The sequence below is a fragment of the Bradyrhizobium sp. LTSPM299 genome (assembly GCF_000938235.1).
Taxonomy (GTDB): Bacteria; Pseudomonadota; Alphaproteobacteria; order Rhizobiales; family Xanthobacteraceae; genus Bradyrhizobium.
On sequence record NZ_JYMU01000023.1, the window covers coordinates 47,553 to 62,407 of the forward strand.

Here is a 14,855-nt window from a genome sequence, read left to right on the forward strand (position 1 = left end):
AGGGTGTTTGCGGCGTTTGTGGGGGTGTCTGCATGGGTGTCTGCATGGGTGTTTGTAGGCGCCTGCAGGGTGTTTGTAGGGGTGTTTGTAAGGCTCATGCGGCGGCCCTCTCGATGTGCTTCGAGCGCTTGCCTTGGACGCTGACAATCTTGCCGGCCTCGAACAGGCGCGCCATCGCGACCCTGAAAGCCTTCGCCCGAACGCTCGAAGCCTTGGCTTCCGGATCGTCCTCGAACTCGGCCGGCGCGTAGCCTGAACCGAAGGTCGACCGCACTTCTCGGCCCTGGGCCGTGATCTTGTCGAGCAGCCGGAGGAATAGGTCATCAACCTTTGCGTCCTCGGCGACTCTTGCGAGCGAGCTGGAGGGCTTCTCCAGCGCCAGGCCTCCGTCACCCCACTGAAGCCGCACCGGCTCGCCGGTGGGCCCGTAATTCGATTTCTGGACCTCGAGGATGCGGACCCCGCGGTCAGCCTCCGCCTTGTCGTCGGGCAATTTGAGATACAGGGCCGAGCGGACGGCGTTGCGCCAATCCATGTTGCCGCCGCGGCCGTTGCCGTTCGTCAGGCCGGACAGGCTCGGATGGTCGAGCAACAGCACCGCCGGCAGGCTGGGCAGGCGGGCGATCGACCGCCAGAGGTTCACGTAGCTGCGCACCATGACGCGGTCGTTCTGGTTGCCGGTGAACGTGGCTGCCACGTTATCCACAATGACCAGTACCGGGGCGATTTCCTTGATCGCCTGGATCGTCGCCTTGAACAGTTCGCTTTCAGTCATGAGCCCGGTTGGTCGAGCTGGCGTGGCAAACGAGGCGGCGGCGACCTCATCCGGAAACCACAGGTGCAGGTCGACGAGCTTGGCGGGATCAAAACCATCCCGGCGACCGTGCAGCCAGATACGGCGGCGCAGTTCGCGTTCGGGCTCCTCGGCGCTGAGGATTACCACCGGTCCGGGAGCCACCTCGCGACCGAGCCAGTAAAGCTTTTTGCCGGCGCACGCCTCGGCTAGCTGCAGGGCAATGTCGGTCTTTCCTGCGCCACCGTCACCGTGCAGGGTGGTCACGTCACCGCGCGGGATCCTGTGATGGGCCAGCCAGTCGACGTCCGGCGGTGGCTCGTTCGGCCAGTCCCGCGGCGTGATCAGGCTCAGCCCTTGAGGCGGCGCCGGATGGATTGCGAAAACCGCGTCAGGATCGCGCTCGTCATCCGCTGGCAGGCCGTAGTCTTCGGGCCCGCCGGGCAGCGGAATAATATCGGTCGGCGGTTGGTCGTCGCGCGGGTCAAACTCGCGCCTCAAAGCCTCGACGTCTGCGCGCTTAAGCATGGTCCTGGCGCTCCAGAATTGAGATGAGGTAAGGCGCATCTTTAGGACGCTGGCCAAGCCATGCCTTGATGCGGTCGACGCTGCCCGCATCGGCGACCATCCGGAATGCGGCGACAGTTGAATCCGCGGGGCGGCAGATGGGCGCTCGGTCGGGTGCCTTCCCCCCAATATCCGAATTGCGAACGCTGGCAGGCGGTGGCACTTCCCCGGTATGTCTCCAACGGTCGCGGCTATCAGCCATCTCCCAAAGCGTCACGATGTCGCCATCGCTCCAGCAAAAGAACAGCAGTCCATCGCCGTCGTCGCGGCAATCGTGCTGATCGATCGTACGGCCGCAACGCTCGCAAGGCCTCGGCTCGATCTCGATCGGCAGCGGCGCGGGGCGAACAAGTTCGATGAGGCCCATCACTCGCCGCCCCCGTGGGATGGCCTAGAATTAAATTCCTCATCGGTATTTAATTTAGGCCCAGGCTTGATGAGGCCTAGCTCCCGAGCTTTGGCGATTGATTTGCCTACATTCGCAGCAAATTCCGTTAGCTGCGCCATGCCGATAGTCACCCCCTTGGTGGTGGGGACGCTTTGTCCTTCCGTGTTGGTGTCAAACAGCCGGCAATCGAGGAACGTGTGTCCCTCATATTGCTTGATCGCGAAGACGATCGTCCGCTTTCGATCGCGCGGCGATTTCCACATTTTGCCGATGGTCACCGGCTCGGCCAATGTCGGCTTGTCGGTCATGGCAACCGATCGAGCGCCGCGCCGATCGGCGATGATGGCTCGCCCTGGCTGTTGCGCTTCATTGCAAGCTTCATGGTCGGCAGGTCGGCGCCGTGCTGCAGGGCGAACGAAAGAGCGATTGCGGCGTCGGATGCGAGGGCATCGAGCGCGCTGTTTGCGTGGGCGGCGTTGATGAATATTTCGCCTATCGTGCCGTCCGGATAGCAGCCGGTCGACATGGTGAAGTCGGCGCCCTGGTGCTGAAATGCGAAGGTTTCGCAGGCTCGGCGGTTTTGCAGCCGCTTCCGCACTGGTGTGGGTTTGCAAGCCGGACTCTCGGGTGATATGTCCATGTCCGTGATCTCTGTGGTGGTGATCGCAAAGGGAAATGCAAAAAGCGCCGCTCTCCCTGGCCGGGGATGGGCGGCGTTCTGCTATGCGGCGTGTTCGCCGCGGGCGTGCTGGCGAACGGCGCCGAGGTTGGCGCCCTTCTTGCCGGCCTTGCTGGCGCTGAGAGGGAACGTCGGAACCGGCGGATTACGGCGCCATGTGCGCTCCGAAACTCCAGTCATAAGCGCGCAAGTCTTCAACGTAACAGCCGCGCTGTCCGGCAGCTTCTCGATGCGCTGAAGGATTTTGATTTCGTCGTCGGTGAGCTGGCGCATCTGCGCGGTCTCCATCGGTTAAGATGGCCGCAGTTGTGCCGCGCTGGCCGCGCCGTGATCAGATGTTAAGTCGTCGGGCGAAATGTCACGTGACATTTCAGGATGCGAAATCTCACCCCCTGCGCTTGGGCTTCCTTTTCGCCTTGAGGAGCCGGATATGCCGGATCACGTTCGCGATCTCCTCGGGCGTCGGATTACGGTATTTCTCATGCGCGATCTCGCGCGCCAGCTGATTGAGGTTCGCCTTGGGGCGCATCATGCGCAGGCGCAGGAGAATGCTTTCATTCGCAAGGCGCCGCATTTTGCTCGGCGAGGGTGGCGTCCCCCACATTGCGAAAACCCGCCTTGTGGCGTCGGTGCCCAGGACCTCCGAAATCTCCTGAAACAGGAAGGAGGCCTTGTTGCGTGCCCAGGTATCTGGGTCCAACTGCCTTTGAATGTGGTCGTCGAAGCTGATCGGTTCTTCCGCCATGTCAGGCCACCGCTTTAAGCGATTCATCGCTCACGATGCGCTGAAGGTGTTCGGCCCACCGATTGAGCGCAACGACCCGCTCGCGGAGATACAGCGCCTTGTTGTAGACGCCGCCGACGCCCTTCTTGCCACTCTGCAGGCTGGATACGTGGTTGAGGACAGCCTCGACGACGTGGGGCAGGACGTCGAGCTCGTCATTCATCTTAGTGGACAACGTCCTGCGCAAGTCGTGCGGGCGCCAATGCTCAAGCGGCCGGCCGAGTTCTTTCTCTATGCGTGCGTCGAGCCGCTCCTTGCATCGAGACCATCCTGAAAAGCCGCGCTGTCCGATGCCGAATAGATACTCGCGCGGTGAGCCGTCATCGTTCACGCGGAGAGGTCGCTTGTTAATGAGAGAAAGGGCGAGGGGAGATAGCGGGATGATGTGCGGTCGCTTGTTCTTGGTGCGCTCCGGCGGAAGGTCGATCGCGTCGATCTCGAAAGCGGGAAGCTCTGCGCCGCCGTCATCGCTCCGCTTTTTCGGAACGGTCATCCTCACCACCTCGGCGCGGGATAGGTTGGCGATCTCGTCGGCCCGCTGGCCGGTCAGCATCATCAGCTTGAGGATGGCGCCGTGATCATCGTCGCCGGCCAGTTGCCAAATCGTGCGCAGCTCGATGTCCTTTAGGACGCGCTCCCGGCTGGTCTCCTCCGATCTGTTCGTGCCGATCACCGGGTTGGTCTCGGCAATTCCTTCGCCCATCGACCAGGAAAAAAGATCGGAAAGGGTTGACCGGACCCGATTGGCCGCCACCGGGCCGCTGTTGGTCTTGATGGCGCTGAGCAAGGAGGCCACGTCACGGCGCTTGATCTTGCCGACCTGTAGACGATTGAGGGTGCGCGCGTGCTTGAGGATGTGCCGCTCGGTCTCGTCATAAGTGCCGGGGCGGATGTCCGCCTTCTTCGCCTTGAGGAAGTCAGCAGCCACCACCTCGAAGGTATCGGCTGCCCTTGCTCTGACCTCCACCTTTTCGCCCTGAGGATCCTTGCCGGCTTTGACGTCGAGGACCAGTTGCATCACGCGATCGCGGATGCCGAGACTGGGCTTGCCGTCCTCCTTGCTCTTCGTGGTCTTGAAGCTTTCCGCGGTTGCAGGGCCCAGCGACATGCGGCGCTGCTTCTCGTCGAGCGCATACTGGAAAACCCAACTCCTCGAGCCGCCGGCACGGACACGAAGGCCGAAGCCGGGCAAGTCGTCGTCAAAGAATATCTTGTCGGCGACGCCGGGGTCGAGTTTCGCGAGGTGGAGGGTTTTCGCCGATAGCTTCATTTCTGCCCCCTGGGAAGATCATGGGAAGATGCAGGCTGTCACTCGGTGGCCGCGGTTGGCCGATATGACTGCAGGTATCTGAGCAAAAACGGGCATTTGCAAGGGAAATTTGGTTAGGCTGGCCGCGGGTGTCCGACTTGTCCACCGCGGCCGCTGCTTTGGGTACTGCAGGTCGTTGGTTCGAATCCAGCTGCCCCGACCAACCCTTTCCCTTTGCAATCCTTTGGAACCTGCCGCGGACGCTAAAGACCGGCCGCGTGCGCGGCTGCGGCACGCCCATAAGGAAAACCCCGCGGGCGGCGCGGGGTTTTCAGTCGGCAGAAATCGGGATTTAAGGGCCAGCGCTGCCGGCTTCGCTCTAAACTAGAGATTGTATCTTAAAATGCAACAGCGCTGCCTGAACGGAATATGATCATCCAGACGGCGCTGCGCGAATTACTGGGCCCTTAAATCCCCAGTCTGTGTTGGTCGCGCCTTGAGCTGAAAAGGTTCAAGGGAAAGCAAGTTTTCTCAGCCGCTTGCCGCAGCACGGGGGGCTCTCCTCAATGCACAAATGGATGCCGCTTGCCGATCGAGCACGCGGGCTGGCAGGGTAGCGCTGCCCAAAACAAAAATCAGCGAGGAAACACCGTGGCGCGCAAACTGATCGATATCTCGGTTCCCCTGCAGAATGACGTGCCGGCCGATCCGCCCGGTCTTCACCCGACTATCCATTACAGCGATCACCAGCAGGGCCTGCCGCGCATGCTGCAGTTCTTCGAGGGGCTGAAGGCCGAGGAACTGCCCGACGGGCAGGGTTGGGCGATGGAGATGGTGTCGCTCTCGACCCACAACGGCACGCATCTCGATGCGCCCTGGCACTTCCATCCCACGATGAACCGCGGCGAGCGGTCCTGGACCATCGATGAGGTGCCGCTGGACTGGTGCTTTCAACCGGGCGTGAAGCTCGACTTCCGGCATCTGCCTGATGGCTACGTGGCGACCGCTGACGATGTCGAGGCCGAGCTGAAACGCATCGGCCACACGCTGTCGCCGCTCGAGATCGTCGTCGTCAACACCAGCGCCGGCGCCAAATATGGCAGGCCCGATTACGTCACCTCAGGCTGCGGCATAGGCTACGAGGCCACGATGTATCTGCTCGAGCGCGGCGTGCGGCTCACCGGCATCGACGGCTGGAGCTGGGACGCGCCGTTCGTCTACACCGCGAAGAAATATGCCGAGACCAAGGACGCCAGTCTGATCTGGGAAGGTCACAAGGCCGGGCGGCACATTGGCTACTGCCACATCGAGAAGCTGCACAATCTGGAGCAGCTGCCATCGACTGGCTTCATGGTGTCGTGCTTCCCGGTGAAGATCGAGCGCGCGTCGGCCGGGTGGACGAGGGCGGTCGCGATCGTTGACGGCTAACCGTTCCCTGCAGAAGTCCGCAAACGCCATAGACGATAGTCCGGGGCGAGGAGTGCTTGCGTGATTTCGGAATAATGGAATAATACCGCTGAGTTGCCCGACATGTCAAGTAGTCGTGTCGAGCGCCGGCAGCGGCCGGCTACTTTGCATGGGGTTGTTTTCGATATTTTGGCAGTGCGCTCAGTTGCAGAAGCCGCGAATGCCACATGCGATAGCGCTGGGGGGAACACGGGTGATCCGATCAATCCCGCTGATTGTTGCTGCGAGGCTACAGCCTGACGCAGGTAAATGTGCCCTAATACACGTCGTGGTCGCGAGCGGTTCGATGACTGAGCACGGTAGCTCGTCACGACACGACCTGATGGTTTCGCAGTTCTCTCCCGTGGACTTGAGCCCCGGCGTCGCCCGGGGCTCTTTCTTGTCCGATGATGGAAAGCGAGGGGCGATCAGGAAGCTGGTGGTTCGAGGCCGCGCCCGAGCGCAAACTGACCGACCGGCCCCTCGACGTGAAAGTCGAGCCCGGTCATCTTGGCGAACAGATCGATATTGGTGGTGCCGATCGCACAGCCGCCGAGACCGAGATCGGTTGCCATCATGTACAGCGTCTGGGTCAGGACGCCGACATCCTTCAGGATCAGCGCGTAGGCTATCGCGCTGTACTTCCAGGAAACCCGGCCAAAGCGCGCCGCGATCGTGATCAGGATCTGCGGCGGCGATGTCGCGTCCATGGCAAAGACGGCGCTTTGCAACATGGACTCGAAGTGGTGCGAGTGGACGTCGATGGCTGCGAGCGCGTGCGCATCGGCGTCATAGTGATAGAACCCCCGCGCCAGGCCGTCGCAATTCGCAACCGCCAGATAGAGCTCGAGCTCGTAGGCGCTGCCCGCCCCAGGATAGGGCCGGCCGGTGTATTCGATGTCAGGGCCGTCGTCGGTGAATTCAAGCTGGCTGCTCCATTTCGACCTGATGCGCGCGACGCTGTCGAGCAGCGTCGAAAGCTCAGCCAGCGTGATTGGCTTCTGGTCATCGAAATCGCGCGCGGAATGCCGTTCGTGCAGCAGTCTTTCGAACGGCGAGGCGGTAACCCCGGACTCCTGCAGCTTGATGGTCTTGCCGGGCCAGGCGGGCCGGACCGCCGGCAGCGGTGCGATCAGGCCGGTGTGCGGATAGAGGCCGCCCAGCGGATTGGCCTGCCGGCCTTCCGTGCTGCGGGCATGGAACAGCAAATCGTGAAAATCCCACAGCACAAGGCCGTCATCGCCCTCCGCCTGCCGGAGGGCATCGGGCTTTGCGGTGTCGACCGCGATCAGGATCTGGCAATCCAGCAGCAGCGCGAGCAATGCCGGTCCCGGGTAGTCGTCGCGACGCCTGATGCGGCTGACCGTCTGTGGCGTGGCGAGGATCGTGAGCAGGGGCGCAATTCGGGGATCGCAGATCCTGAATACGGCGCCGGCGCGTGGTGATTCCAGGATCATCTCGGCGCCGCGCCGCCGCAGATAGGCGAAGCGTGACAGTGCAATCGTCGTCGCGTCGCCAAGTTTTGGCGTACGTGGCCAGTAATCCGGGATCTGCGGTTCGATCACCACCAAATCATCGTCGGTGTCCGCGCGCCGCAGGTGGTATTCCACGAGACCGCGGCGCGCCAATTGCCGGATCAGGCGCTCGACATCTCGCTCGACCGCATCACCTTCAGGCGAGGGGAGAGTCAGGCCTACCCGCAATTCCTGTGCGCGTTCCGCTGCCGCGGCGCTGAACGTCCCCAGCGGCTCCGTATAGCCGTCGAAATGCGCGGCTATGCTCCCGTCGGCCTGCGCATCGAGCGCGACTTGCGCATTGAGCTGAGCGAAGAGAGCCGGCGGCGCGGCGCTTTGCGATTTTTTTTTCGCGGACGCGCGCATGCCGGAGCGACCTCAACTATGCGGCAGGAACGGCGTCAGTTCGCTTTCCAGCGACGGCCGATCGCGCAATCCAAGCTTGACGGGCACATCATAGAGCCGTCCCGGCCCGAAGCGGCGATAGAAATGCCGCATGCCGGGAACGATGACGCGAACCACCGGAACCTCGACGTCCGGCCGGGTCTGATCCAGCACCAGAAAGTCCATCCCGGCGCGCGCCGCGATCTCGACACAGGCATCGGCCTGCGCGCGCGCATTGTCGAGCGCCACCTTGGCCGCGGGGGCGGGCGGAACGATCGGATTGGGATCCGGAATCAGGAACGGATAGTCTTCCAATCGCAGCGGATTGATGCCGTCGAGGCTCGGCTTTTCGCCCGTGCCGCCGCCCATCAGTCCGATCGACAGGAACTGGTTCAACTCCGTCAACGACCGCAACAAGGCGATGCGTGGGTCGAAGTGCGAACCGGAGCCGAACTCGATATTTTCCTGTCCGTTCTGCATCCAATGCACAATCGCGACATAGGTCGGGATGGCGAGATCGCTGGTGATGTCGAGCACCCACAGCTTGCGGCCGGATTCCTCGAGCTGGGACTTGAGATCACTAACATAGGAATCATCGAACTGGTTGAGATCGACTTCCGCCCGCCGCGATCGGTTGTACCACCAGATTGCGTAGGCATCGCGCTCCATCAGTTCAAGGAAGCCTTGTGTGATCGCCTCCTCGCGGGTGTTGCCGGCCGCGCAGCCGTTGGAATCGGCGGCGAAGCCTGCCGGGCCCTCGTAGAAAAAATACAGCAAGCTGGTCGGGATCTGGCGGAAGCGTTTGTCGCGCAGCGACCAGACCGGGGTCCACTCGATCCGTTCCGACGGATCGAACGGTTCCGGCGCCGGTTGGGTGGGATGCGAATCGTCGTGATTGTGCACGCTGCGGGTGCGGAACTGCTCTTCGCTGAACAGCAGGATGTCGTTCGGGCGGATCGCATCACCTGCCGGAAAATCGGTGAAACGTTTTCGAGCCCGGATTTCGTCGCCTTGAAAGATTCCCGAATAGCGCTCGATCGCTTCCATCAATGCGCTGGCTTCGCCTTGCTCGGCGGTGCTGCCCTTGCCGAAGCTGCCGCCGCTTAGCCCTGAGCGGAGCTGGTCGACGCTCTGCGCCGGCGCGGAGAAATTATGCTGGGCGTAGAAATTGGTGTTCATCGGCAGATCGACTTCGATCCGCTCCAGCCGCGTTACCACGCCGGTGAGCGGGCTGACATGCTTCTTGAACTTCGCCACCGTGGCGCGTGACGACACGGCGCGATAGCCGCCGCTGGTCATGACGAGCTTGGCGCCTGGTCCGAGTTCAAGCGGTTGCGGTGCGCGTCGCGGGTTTTGCAGTTTCTTGCTGCCGCAGGTCGGACATTGCGGGCGATGCGCCACGTAGTGCCTGGCGATGGTCGAGCCCAACAGATCGAGGCTCACAATGTGATTGCGCAGATCGGTGCGGAAGCCGCTGGCGATCGCTTTGGCGATCTCGACCGCCGCAAACTGGATGGCGCTCTGCCCGACCGTGTGCTGCGCTAGGGGAGACACCGCCACGGCCTTGGCGTCGCCGCGATCAAGGAATCCCCTGACCTCGCGGTTGCGGATCATCCGATCGAACAGACAGGTCCAGCACGCGGTCTCGCCCGGGTCGAAGACGGGGCCGACCAAAGGAAACACGCCGGAAGGCTGAACCAGCAGCCAGGCAGACTTGCTGGACACGCGCTCAAGATTGCGCTCCGTCAGCCGCCGATCGAGATAATCATTGACCAGCGTGACCGTGAGGTCGGGCGATGTCTTGACGATGCGGACGCCGAGATACTGCAGGGCCGTGCTCAATTCGGCCGCGCCCTTGACGTCGATCGTTTCAAGCTTCACGCGGCAGTTCTGAAGGTTTTGCTCGGCGACCGCGGTGGGCAGGCCGAGACTCTCCCAAAACCCGGCGACGACGTTGTTCGGAGCCGGCGGTTTCGAGATCAAATAGCGGCGATCGAGCAGCCGCTTGATGGCTTCATTGACGGTGTCAGGCGGAAATTTTCTTCCGAGGTCGCCGACAAGCTTGGCGACACTGCTTCCCTTTGTGCCGATTGCCGAAGCAAGCGCGCAGTAGAGCTCACCGTGAAGAAAGAATTTGCGGTCTTCCGAATAGAGGCAGACGACATCGGGAGGCAGTACGTAGGCCGTGAAATTCGGTGCGAACTGCAAAACGTCCTTGTTGGCCTGCGGAGTGGATTTTCTGGGCAAAGAAGCGTTCCTGTACAGCTTGCGGGCCGACTCTTCGAACGGCGCAAGGCGGTGATCTCAACGCCCGCGCTGTTGCCCGACCGCGGCGCGCAACGGCGCATGACACCATGAAAGGGCGACACCATGAAAGGGCGGCAACATGAAATGGCGGCAACATGAAATGGCCGGGTCGACCTGCGTCGAACCCGGCCATGACGATTGATGTTGGTCAACGCGATGCTGTCTGGCTTAGCAGACGCGGCAGGCGCCCCACGACAGGCAGCAGCCACCACCGCAACCACCGCCGCATCGGCAACCACGACAACCGCGGCAGCCACGGCAACCGCGGCAACCGCCGCAGCCGCGCCACGCGACCTGAACGCCAGCTCCAACGTTCTCCTTGTCGAACAGGTGGAACGTTGCCAGGCTGACGTCGGCGATTTCTTCTTCGCCGAGTGTGATGGCTTGGGTCGGCACGTAGTGCGAAGTCTGCGGCAGGTCCGCCGCCGGCACAGCCGATGCGGACGCACTTCCCACCAGTGAGAGAGTCAATCCGGCCGCACCCAACGCGGGCATGGCGGCCTTGGTCACACGCTTCCGCTTGGGGGCTTGCTTCACCCGTGGCATAGTCGCATCCTCCATTCCTGATAAAACTGTAGTCTCGAGTCCACCCTGCGTATTTGTACGCTCGACAATCTGACCATGCAAGACTCGCTATGCTGTCGCACGACGTTTCGTGATGCATTCATGCTGTTCATCGAGCGTTCATGCTCTTGTTCATGCTGCGGTTCATCTTGATGAACGAGATCAGCAGCCGGTGCTGTGACGGGCCCTTCATCGACAATTTCAAGCTGCGCGAAACGCCCATGCTGCACTGCGATTACCCTGAGGACGAAGCGAGGAATCGGCATGGAGGGTGATGGCGCGAGCTTCGCCTGGTACGAACTGCTGACCACTGATGTGGCGGGCGCGAGCACCTTCTACGGCAGTGTGCTGAGCTGGGAAGCGAAGGACATTTCTACGCCCGGGCTTTCTTACAATTTGTTCATGTCAGGCGGGAGCCCGCGAACCGGCCTGATGGAGCTGCCGGAAGAAGGCAGGCGGCAGGGAGCGATGCCGAGATGGATCGGCTATGTCGGCGTCGGCGATATCGACGCGACCGTTGGCCGGATTCAAAAGCTTGGTGGCGCCGTCTATGTGCCGCCGACCAACACCAATATCGGCCGCGTCTCGATCGTCGCCGATCCGCAACGCGCGACGTTTGGATTGGTAGGCGGTTTGAAGGTCGCTCCGTCGATGGTCGCTGACCTCGATGCGCCCTGGGGTGTCTGCTGGCATGAATTGCTGGCCGCCGACTGGCGCAAGGCCTTCGGGTTCTACAGCGAGGTTTTCGGCTGGCAGCAAGCTCAGTCCGATTTGGCTGCCGACGAGCCCTATCAGTTGTTCTCGGCTGGCGGGCTGACTGCCGGCGGTATCTTCAACAAGCGGCCGCTCGAACCGATCCCGTTCTGGCTCTATTACTTCAACGTCGATGACATCGACGCCGCCATAGTGCGGGTGAAGACCGGCGGCGGACGGGTCTATGCGGGCCCGCTGGAGTTGCCCGACGGCAGCTGGATCGTCCGTTGCCTCGACCCTCAGGGCGCTGCATTTGCTCTGCAGGGAGCGCGAAGTCAGGACAGCATAGCGAAGGCACCAGCCGCCGAATATAGCTGGACCAGCTCCTGGGGCGGGATCTCGTCGCAGGGCAGGTGGCGCAACGACCGACCGGCCGGCAAGGGCCGGCCGCCGGGCAAGTGAGGCAGATCGTCAGCCGGCCTTCGGTCAGGCAGCAGTTAGTTAGGCCGCTTTGGCTGGCGCCGCGGGCGGTTTGGCTGCTGCCGGTGGTTTCACCGGCTTGTCCTGCCGCTTCGACCAGGAGATGTAGTAGGCCACGATCGTCATGATCGCGATGCCGGAGACGCTGACGAAGATCTGGGCGAACAGCGAGCCCGAGCTCATCGACAGCTCGAAATGCCCGACGAAGGACAGGAACACGCCGACGCAGAACACTGCGAGCGACTGCTGGCCGCAGACGATGACCGGATCAAACACCTTCCACTCCAGCGCCGACCAGTCCTTCGGGACGAAGCGGATCACCAGCACGGTGATGACCACGAAGTGCAGGAACCGATAGGGCGCAAGGTTGGTCTTGTCGTTCGGGTTGAACTCCGAATAGAGCCAATGCGGGAACATGGCGCCAAGGCTGTCCGGGAAGCGCCCTGCCATCGTCATGATCAGTGCGAAGATCATATAGGCGATGCAGAACCAGAGCGTGTAGCGCGAATTGATGATGTGCATGTTGTCGCGCGCACCGCCCATCGCGCACCATGATCCGAATACGAACAGCACCTGCCAGCAGTATGGATTGAAGTACCAGGTCCCCGCCGGATAGGCCGCCAGATTCCAGCCCATCTGCCGCGCGACCAGCCACAGCGCGATCGAGGCCAGCATGGTCCAGTTCGGCTGCCGGAGCATGATCCACAGCACCGGCGGAAACAGGCCCATCAGCACGATGTAGAGCGGCAGCACGTCGAGATTGACCGGCTTGAACTTCAGGAAAAGTCCCTGCCGCAGCGTCTCGGTCGCATTGTCGACGAGGCCGGCGACGTTGAACTCGTTGATCATCTCGGAATCGCCGAAGCGCAGCGCGAGGTAGCTGATCGAGGCGATGTAGATCACGAACAGGATGATGTGGGCGACGTAGAGCTGCCAGACGCGCTTGGTCAGCCGCGTGGCGCCGACGATGAAGCCGCGCTCCATCATCATGCGGGCATAGACAAACGACGCCGTGTAGCCGGAGATGAAGACGAAGAGGTCGGCGGCGTCGCTGAAGCCGTAATTCCGGGTCGTGATCCAGTTCACGATATTGTCGGGGATGTGATCGAGATAGATCGCCCAGTTCGCGATCCCGCGGAACAGGTCGAGCCGGAGGTCACGTCCTTTTTCGGGCAGGTGAGCGTGAATTTCCATGGGGTCCCGCTTCTTCGAGGTGATGCTTCGGCCTCGCCGCGTGGGGCAGAACGATCCCGAAGCCCAGATTGTCACAGCTTAGCAGAATGACTATACCGGTCCGGTGAAGGTAGCTTCCGAGGGCAGGGAATCACCGATCAAGTTCTGAACGGTGTCTCTATACTGTCCCGGCGGTTTCCTCCAACCGCTTCAATCTTGCACCTCCCACGGGGCCCGACCATCCATGACCGCACGCATTTTTAAGCCCGCCAAAAACGCGATGCAATCGGGACGTGCCAAGACCAAAGAATGGCAACTGGATTACGAGCCGGAGCAGCCGCGCACCGTGGAGCCGCTGATGGGCTGGACGTCGTCGGGCGACATGAAGCAGCAGCTCACGCTTCACTTCGAGACCAGGGAGGAGGCGGTCGCCTATTGCGAGCGCAAGGGCATCGCCTACCAGGTGATCGAGCCGAAGGATTCGGCGCATCGCCAGATCGCCTATGCCGACAATTTCGCGTTCCGCCGCTGGGAGCCCTGGACCCATTAAAGCGTTGGACCCGTTGAGGGGGCCAGGAATCAGGCCGCCGGGTTTGGTACTGCCAGGCTGCCGGGAATCGGCAGCGGGGCGTCCTTGGAGACGCCGAGCACCGGAAAGCTTCTGATTTTACGCACATTGGGCAGGCCTGCGAATTGCAGCAGCTGCCGGCGCATGTCGTCGACATCAGGCGCGACGCATTTGAGCATGAAGTCGGCATCCCCGGAAATCCGCCAGCATTGCAGGAAACGCGGCACGGTTGCGACCGCGCCCTCGAATGCCTCGATCGCGGCCAGATTCTGGCTGTCGAGCTGAATCAGGACGAAGGTCGTTACCTCATAGCCGAGCAGCCGTTCGTCGATTGTGGCGCGGATCGCCTGGATCACGCCAAGGCTGCGCAAGGTTCTGACACGGCGAAGGCAGGGTGGGGCGGTGATGCCGACACGGGCGGCGAGTTCGTTGATCCTCATCCGGCCGTCCTGCTGCAGCTCGGACAGGATCTTGAGGTCGATGTCGTCGAGCTGGTGACGCTCCGTCACGGCTGCTCACCGGCCAGGATGCTGCGTTGACGGCTGCCGCCCTTGCCTGTCTCGCCGAGCACCGCCTGCGGCGCCACCCCCGACAGCACCAGCTTCTCGTGGGCTGCGACGATCGCCTCCTTGGTCAGCCGGCCGCCGGGTCGGTACCAGGTGCACAGCCCGGTCAACAGCGCGATGATGGCAAAGGTTGCGACCTGGATGTCGACCACCTCGAAGGCGCCTTCGGACACCCCGTCCGCGAGGATCTGCGCCAACCGCTGCTCGTAGGCGCCGCGCAGCGTCACCACCACGTCGTAGTTCTTCGGCTCCAGGCTGCGCAGCTCGGAATTGGCGATGAAGACCTCGCGCTTGCGGGTCATGTGGTAGGTGACGTGGAAGGCGACGAAGCTGCGCAGCCTCTCGACCGGATCGGTCTTTCCCTCCAAAGCGAGATCAAGCTGCCGCAGCAAATCGTTAATATGGTCCTGCACCAGGTCGAACAGCAATTCCTGCTTGGTTGAGATATGGTTGTAGAGCGAGCCGGCCTGGATGCCGACCTCGGCGGCGAGCTGGCGCAGGCTCATCGCCTCATAGCCTTGCTCGAAGATCAGGCGCACGCCGGCCTTGCGGATCGCCTCCAGCGTCGTGGGGCCGTGTGAGCCGATCGTGCGTGCCATCGAGGGCCTCGGGATGGGTGTTGGCTTGCCAGAGACGTGCAGAAACAAGCGAACGACCGTATGTTTGTTGCACAAAATCCAAGCAGATTCAACGCGCTGCG

At 62.2% G+C, this 14,855-nt stretch carries 15 protein-coding genes; 3 read left to right on the forward strand and 12 right to left on the reverse strand.

Annotated features, from left to right (window positions below):
* Positions 1 to 94 precede the first annotated feature (94 nt).
* From UP10_RS14490 to UP10_RS14520, 7 genes are all read right to left on the reverse strand, one after another.
* The gene (locus UP10_RS14490) at positions 95 to 1,321 is read right to left on the reverse strand and encodes an AAA family ATPase (protein ID WP_050043684.1); all 1,227 of its coding nucleotides are present in this window, start codon (positions 1,319 to 1,321) and stop codon (positions 95 to 97) included.
* Positions 1,314 to 1,727: a hypothetical protein gene (locus UP10_RS45220; protein ID WP_050043685.1), complete on the reverse strand. Its 414-nt coding sequence runs from the start codon at positions 1,725 to 1,727 to the stop codon at positions 1,314 to 1,316. The genes UP10_RS14490 and UP10_RS45220 overlap by 8 nt, the downstream gene beginning before the upstream one ends.
* Positions 1,727 to 2,056: a PC4/YdbC family ssDNA-binding protein gene (locus UP10_RS14500; RefSeq protein WP_044588010.1), complete on the reverse strand. Its 330-nt coding sequence runs from the start codon at positions 2,054 to 2,056 to the stop codon at positions 1,727 to 1,729. The genes UP10_RS45220 and UP10_RS14500 overlap by 1 nt, the downstream gene beginning before the upstream one ends.
* The gene (locus tag UP10_RS14505) at positions 2,053 to 2,388 is read right to left on the reverse strand and encodes a hypothetical protein (protein ID WP_044588011.1); all 336 of its coding nucleotides are present in this window, start codon (positions 2,386 to 2,388) and stop codon (positions 2,053 to 2,055) included. Before UP10_RS14505 ends, UP10_RS14500 begins: the two co-directional genes overlap by 4 nt.
* Positions 2,389 to 2,469: 81 nt before the next feature.
* Complete coding sequence (locus UP10_RS14510) at positions 2,470 to 2,700, reverse strand: hypothetical protein (RefSeq protein ID WP_156179951.1); 231 nt, start codon at positions 2,698 to 2,700, stop codon at positions 2,470 to 2,472.
* Between the two features lie 112 nt (positions 2,701 to 2,812).
* Positions 2,813 to 3,172 carry a hypothetical protein gene (locus UP10_RS14515; protein WP_044588013.1) on the reverse strand — a complete coding sequence of 120 codons (360 nt, stop codon included), beginning with the start codon at positions 3,170 to 3,172 and terminating at the stop codon, positions 2,813 to 2,815.
* Position 3,173: 1 nt separating this feature from the next.
* Positions 3,174 to 4,481 (reverse strand): tyrosine-type recombinase/integrase, encoded by a 1,308-nt coding sequence (locus UP10_RS14520; RefSeq protein WP_044588014.1) that lies wholly within the window; start codon positions 4,479 to 4,481, stop codon positions 3,174 to 3,176.
* Positions 4,482 to 5,111: 630 nt separating this feature from the next.
* Between UP10_RS14520 and UP10_RS14525 the strand changes: the two genes are divergently transcribed.
* Complete coding sequence (locus UP10_RS14525) at positions 5,112 to 5,888, forward strand: cyclase family protein (RefSeq protein WP_044588257.1); 777 nt, start codon at positions 5,112 to 5,114, stop codon at positions 5,886 to 5,888.
* A gap of 446 nt (positions 5,889 to 6,334) precedes the next feature.
* Here the strand turns inward: UP10_RS14525 and UP10_RS14530 are convergent, their stop codons facing one another.
* On the reverse strand, positions 6,335 to 7,786 hold the full coding sequence (locus UP10_RS14530) for a SagB/ThcOx family dehydrogenase (RefSeq protein ID WP_044588015.1): 1,452 nt from the start codon (positions 7,784 to 7,786) through the stop codon (positions 6,335 to 6,337).
* Between the two features lie 12 nt (positions 7,787 to 7,798).
* Positions 7,799 to 10,051, reverse strand: a complete 2,253-nt coding sequence (locus UP10_RS14535) for a TOMM precursor leader peptide-binding protein (RefSeq protein WP_156179954.1) — start codon at positions 10,049 to 10,051, stop codon at positions 7,799 to 7,801.
* Positions 10,052 to 10,939: 888 nt separating this feature from the next.
* Between UP10_RS14535 and UP10_RS14540 the strand changes: the two genes are divergently transcribed.
* Complete coding sequence (locus UP10_RS14540) at positions 10,940 to 11,830, forward strand: VOC family protein (RefSeq protein ID WP_044588017.1); 891 nt, start codon at positions 10,940 to 10,942, stop codon at positions 11,828 to 11,830.
* Between the two features lie 39 nt (positions 11,831 to 11,869).
* Here UP10_RS14540 and UP10_RS14545 read toward each other — a convergent pair whose 3' ends face one another.
* Positions 11,870 to 13,042 (reverse strand): OpgC domain-containing protein, encoded by a 1,173-nt coding sequence (locus tag UP10_RS14545; RefSeq protein ID WP_044588018.1) that lies wholly within the window; start codon positions 13,040 to 13,042, stop codon positions 11,870 to 11,872.
* 223 nt (positions 13,043 to 13,265) lie between these two features.
* Here UP10_RS14545 and UP10_RS14550 point away from each other — a divergent pair, with 223 nt between their 5' ends.
* Entirely contained in the window at positions 13,266 to 13,571 is a 306-nt protein-coding gene (locus tag UP10_RS14550) for an ETC complex I subunit (protein ID WP_044588019.1), read from the forward strand.
* A gap of 29 nt (positions 13,572 to 13,600) precedes the next feature.
* On the opposite strand, the gene UP10_RS14555 is transcribed toward UP10_RS14550, so the two are convergent.
* Both UP10_RS14555 and UP10_RS14560 read right to left on the reverse strand, forming a co-directional pair.
* Positions 13,601 to 14,098 carry an Lrp/AsnC family transcriptional regulator gene (locus tag UP10_RS14555; RefSeq protein WP_044588020.1) on the reverse strand — a complete coding sequence of 166 codons (498 nt, stop codon included), beginning with the start codon at positions 14,096 to 14,098 and terminating at the stop codon, positions 13,601 to 13,603.
* Entirely contained in the window at positions 14,095 to 14,754 is a 660-nt protein-coding gene (locus tag UP10_RS14560; RefSeq protein WP_044588021.1) for a TetR/AcrR family transcriptional regulator, read from the reverse strand. Before UP10_RS14560 ends, UP10_RS14555 begins: the two co-directional genes overlap by 4 nt.
* Positions 14,755 to 14,855: the final 101 nt, after the last annotated feature.

What these genes read in the sequence shown, in the direction of transcription:
- UP10_RS14490 (WP_050043684.1), bottom strand. Translation starts at nt 1,321, where the DNA reads ATGCTTAAGCGCGCAGACGTCGAGGCTTTGAGGCGCGAGTTTGACCCG.
- UP10_RS45220 (WP_050043685.1), bottom strand. Translation starts at nt 1,727, where the DNA reads ATGGGCCTCATCGAACTTGTTCGCCCCGCGCCGCTGCCGATCGAGATC.
- UP10_RS14500 (WP_044588010.1), bottom strand. Translation starts at nt 2,056, where the DNA reads ATGACCGACAAGCCGACATTGGCCGAGCCGGTGACCATCGGCAAAATG.
- UP10_RS14505 (WP_044588011.1), bottom strand. Translation starts at nt 2,388, where the DNA reads ATGGACATATCACCCGAGAGTCCGGCTTGCAAACCCACACCAGTGCGG.
- UP10_RS14510 (WP_156179951.1), bottom strand. Translation starts at nt 2,700, where the DNA reads ATGCGCCAGCTCACCGACGACGAAATCAAAATCCTTCAGCGCATCGAG.
- UP10_RS14515 (WP_044588013.1), bottom strand. Translation starts at nt 3,172, where the DNA reads ATGGCGGAAGAACCGATCAGCTTCGACGACCACATTCAAAGGCAGTTG.
- UP10_RS14520 (WP_044588014.1), bottom strand. Translation starts at nt 4,481, where the DNA reads ATGAAGCTATCGGCGAAAACCCTCCACCTCGCGAAACTCGACCCCGGC.
- UP10_RS14530 (WP_044588015.1), bottom strand. Translation starts at nt 7,786, where the DNA reads ATGCGCGCGTCCGCGAAAAAAAAATCGCAAAGCGCCGCGCCGCCGGCT.
- UP10_RS14540 (WP_044588017.1), top strand. Translation starts at nt 10,940, where the DNA reads ATGGAGGGTGATGGCGCGAGCTTCGCCTGGTACGAACTGCTGACCACT.
- UP10_RS14545 (WP_044588018.1), bottom strand. Translation starts at nt 13,042, where the DNA reads ATGGAAATTCACGCTCACCTGCCCGAAAAAGGACGTGACCTCCGGCTC.
- UP10_RS14550 (WP_044588019.1), top strand. Translation starts at nt 13,266, where the DNA reads ATGACCGCACGCATTTTTAAGCCCGCCAAAAACGCGATGCAATCGGGA.
- UP10_RS14560 (WP_044588021.1), bottom strand. Translation starts at nt 14,754, where the DNA reads ATGGCACGCACGATCGGCTCACACGGCCCCACGACGCTGGAGGCGATC.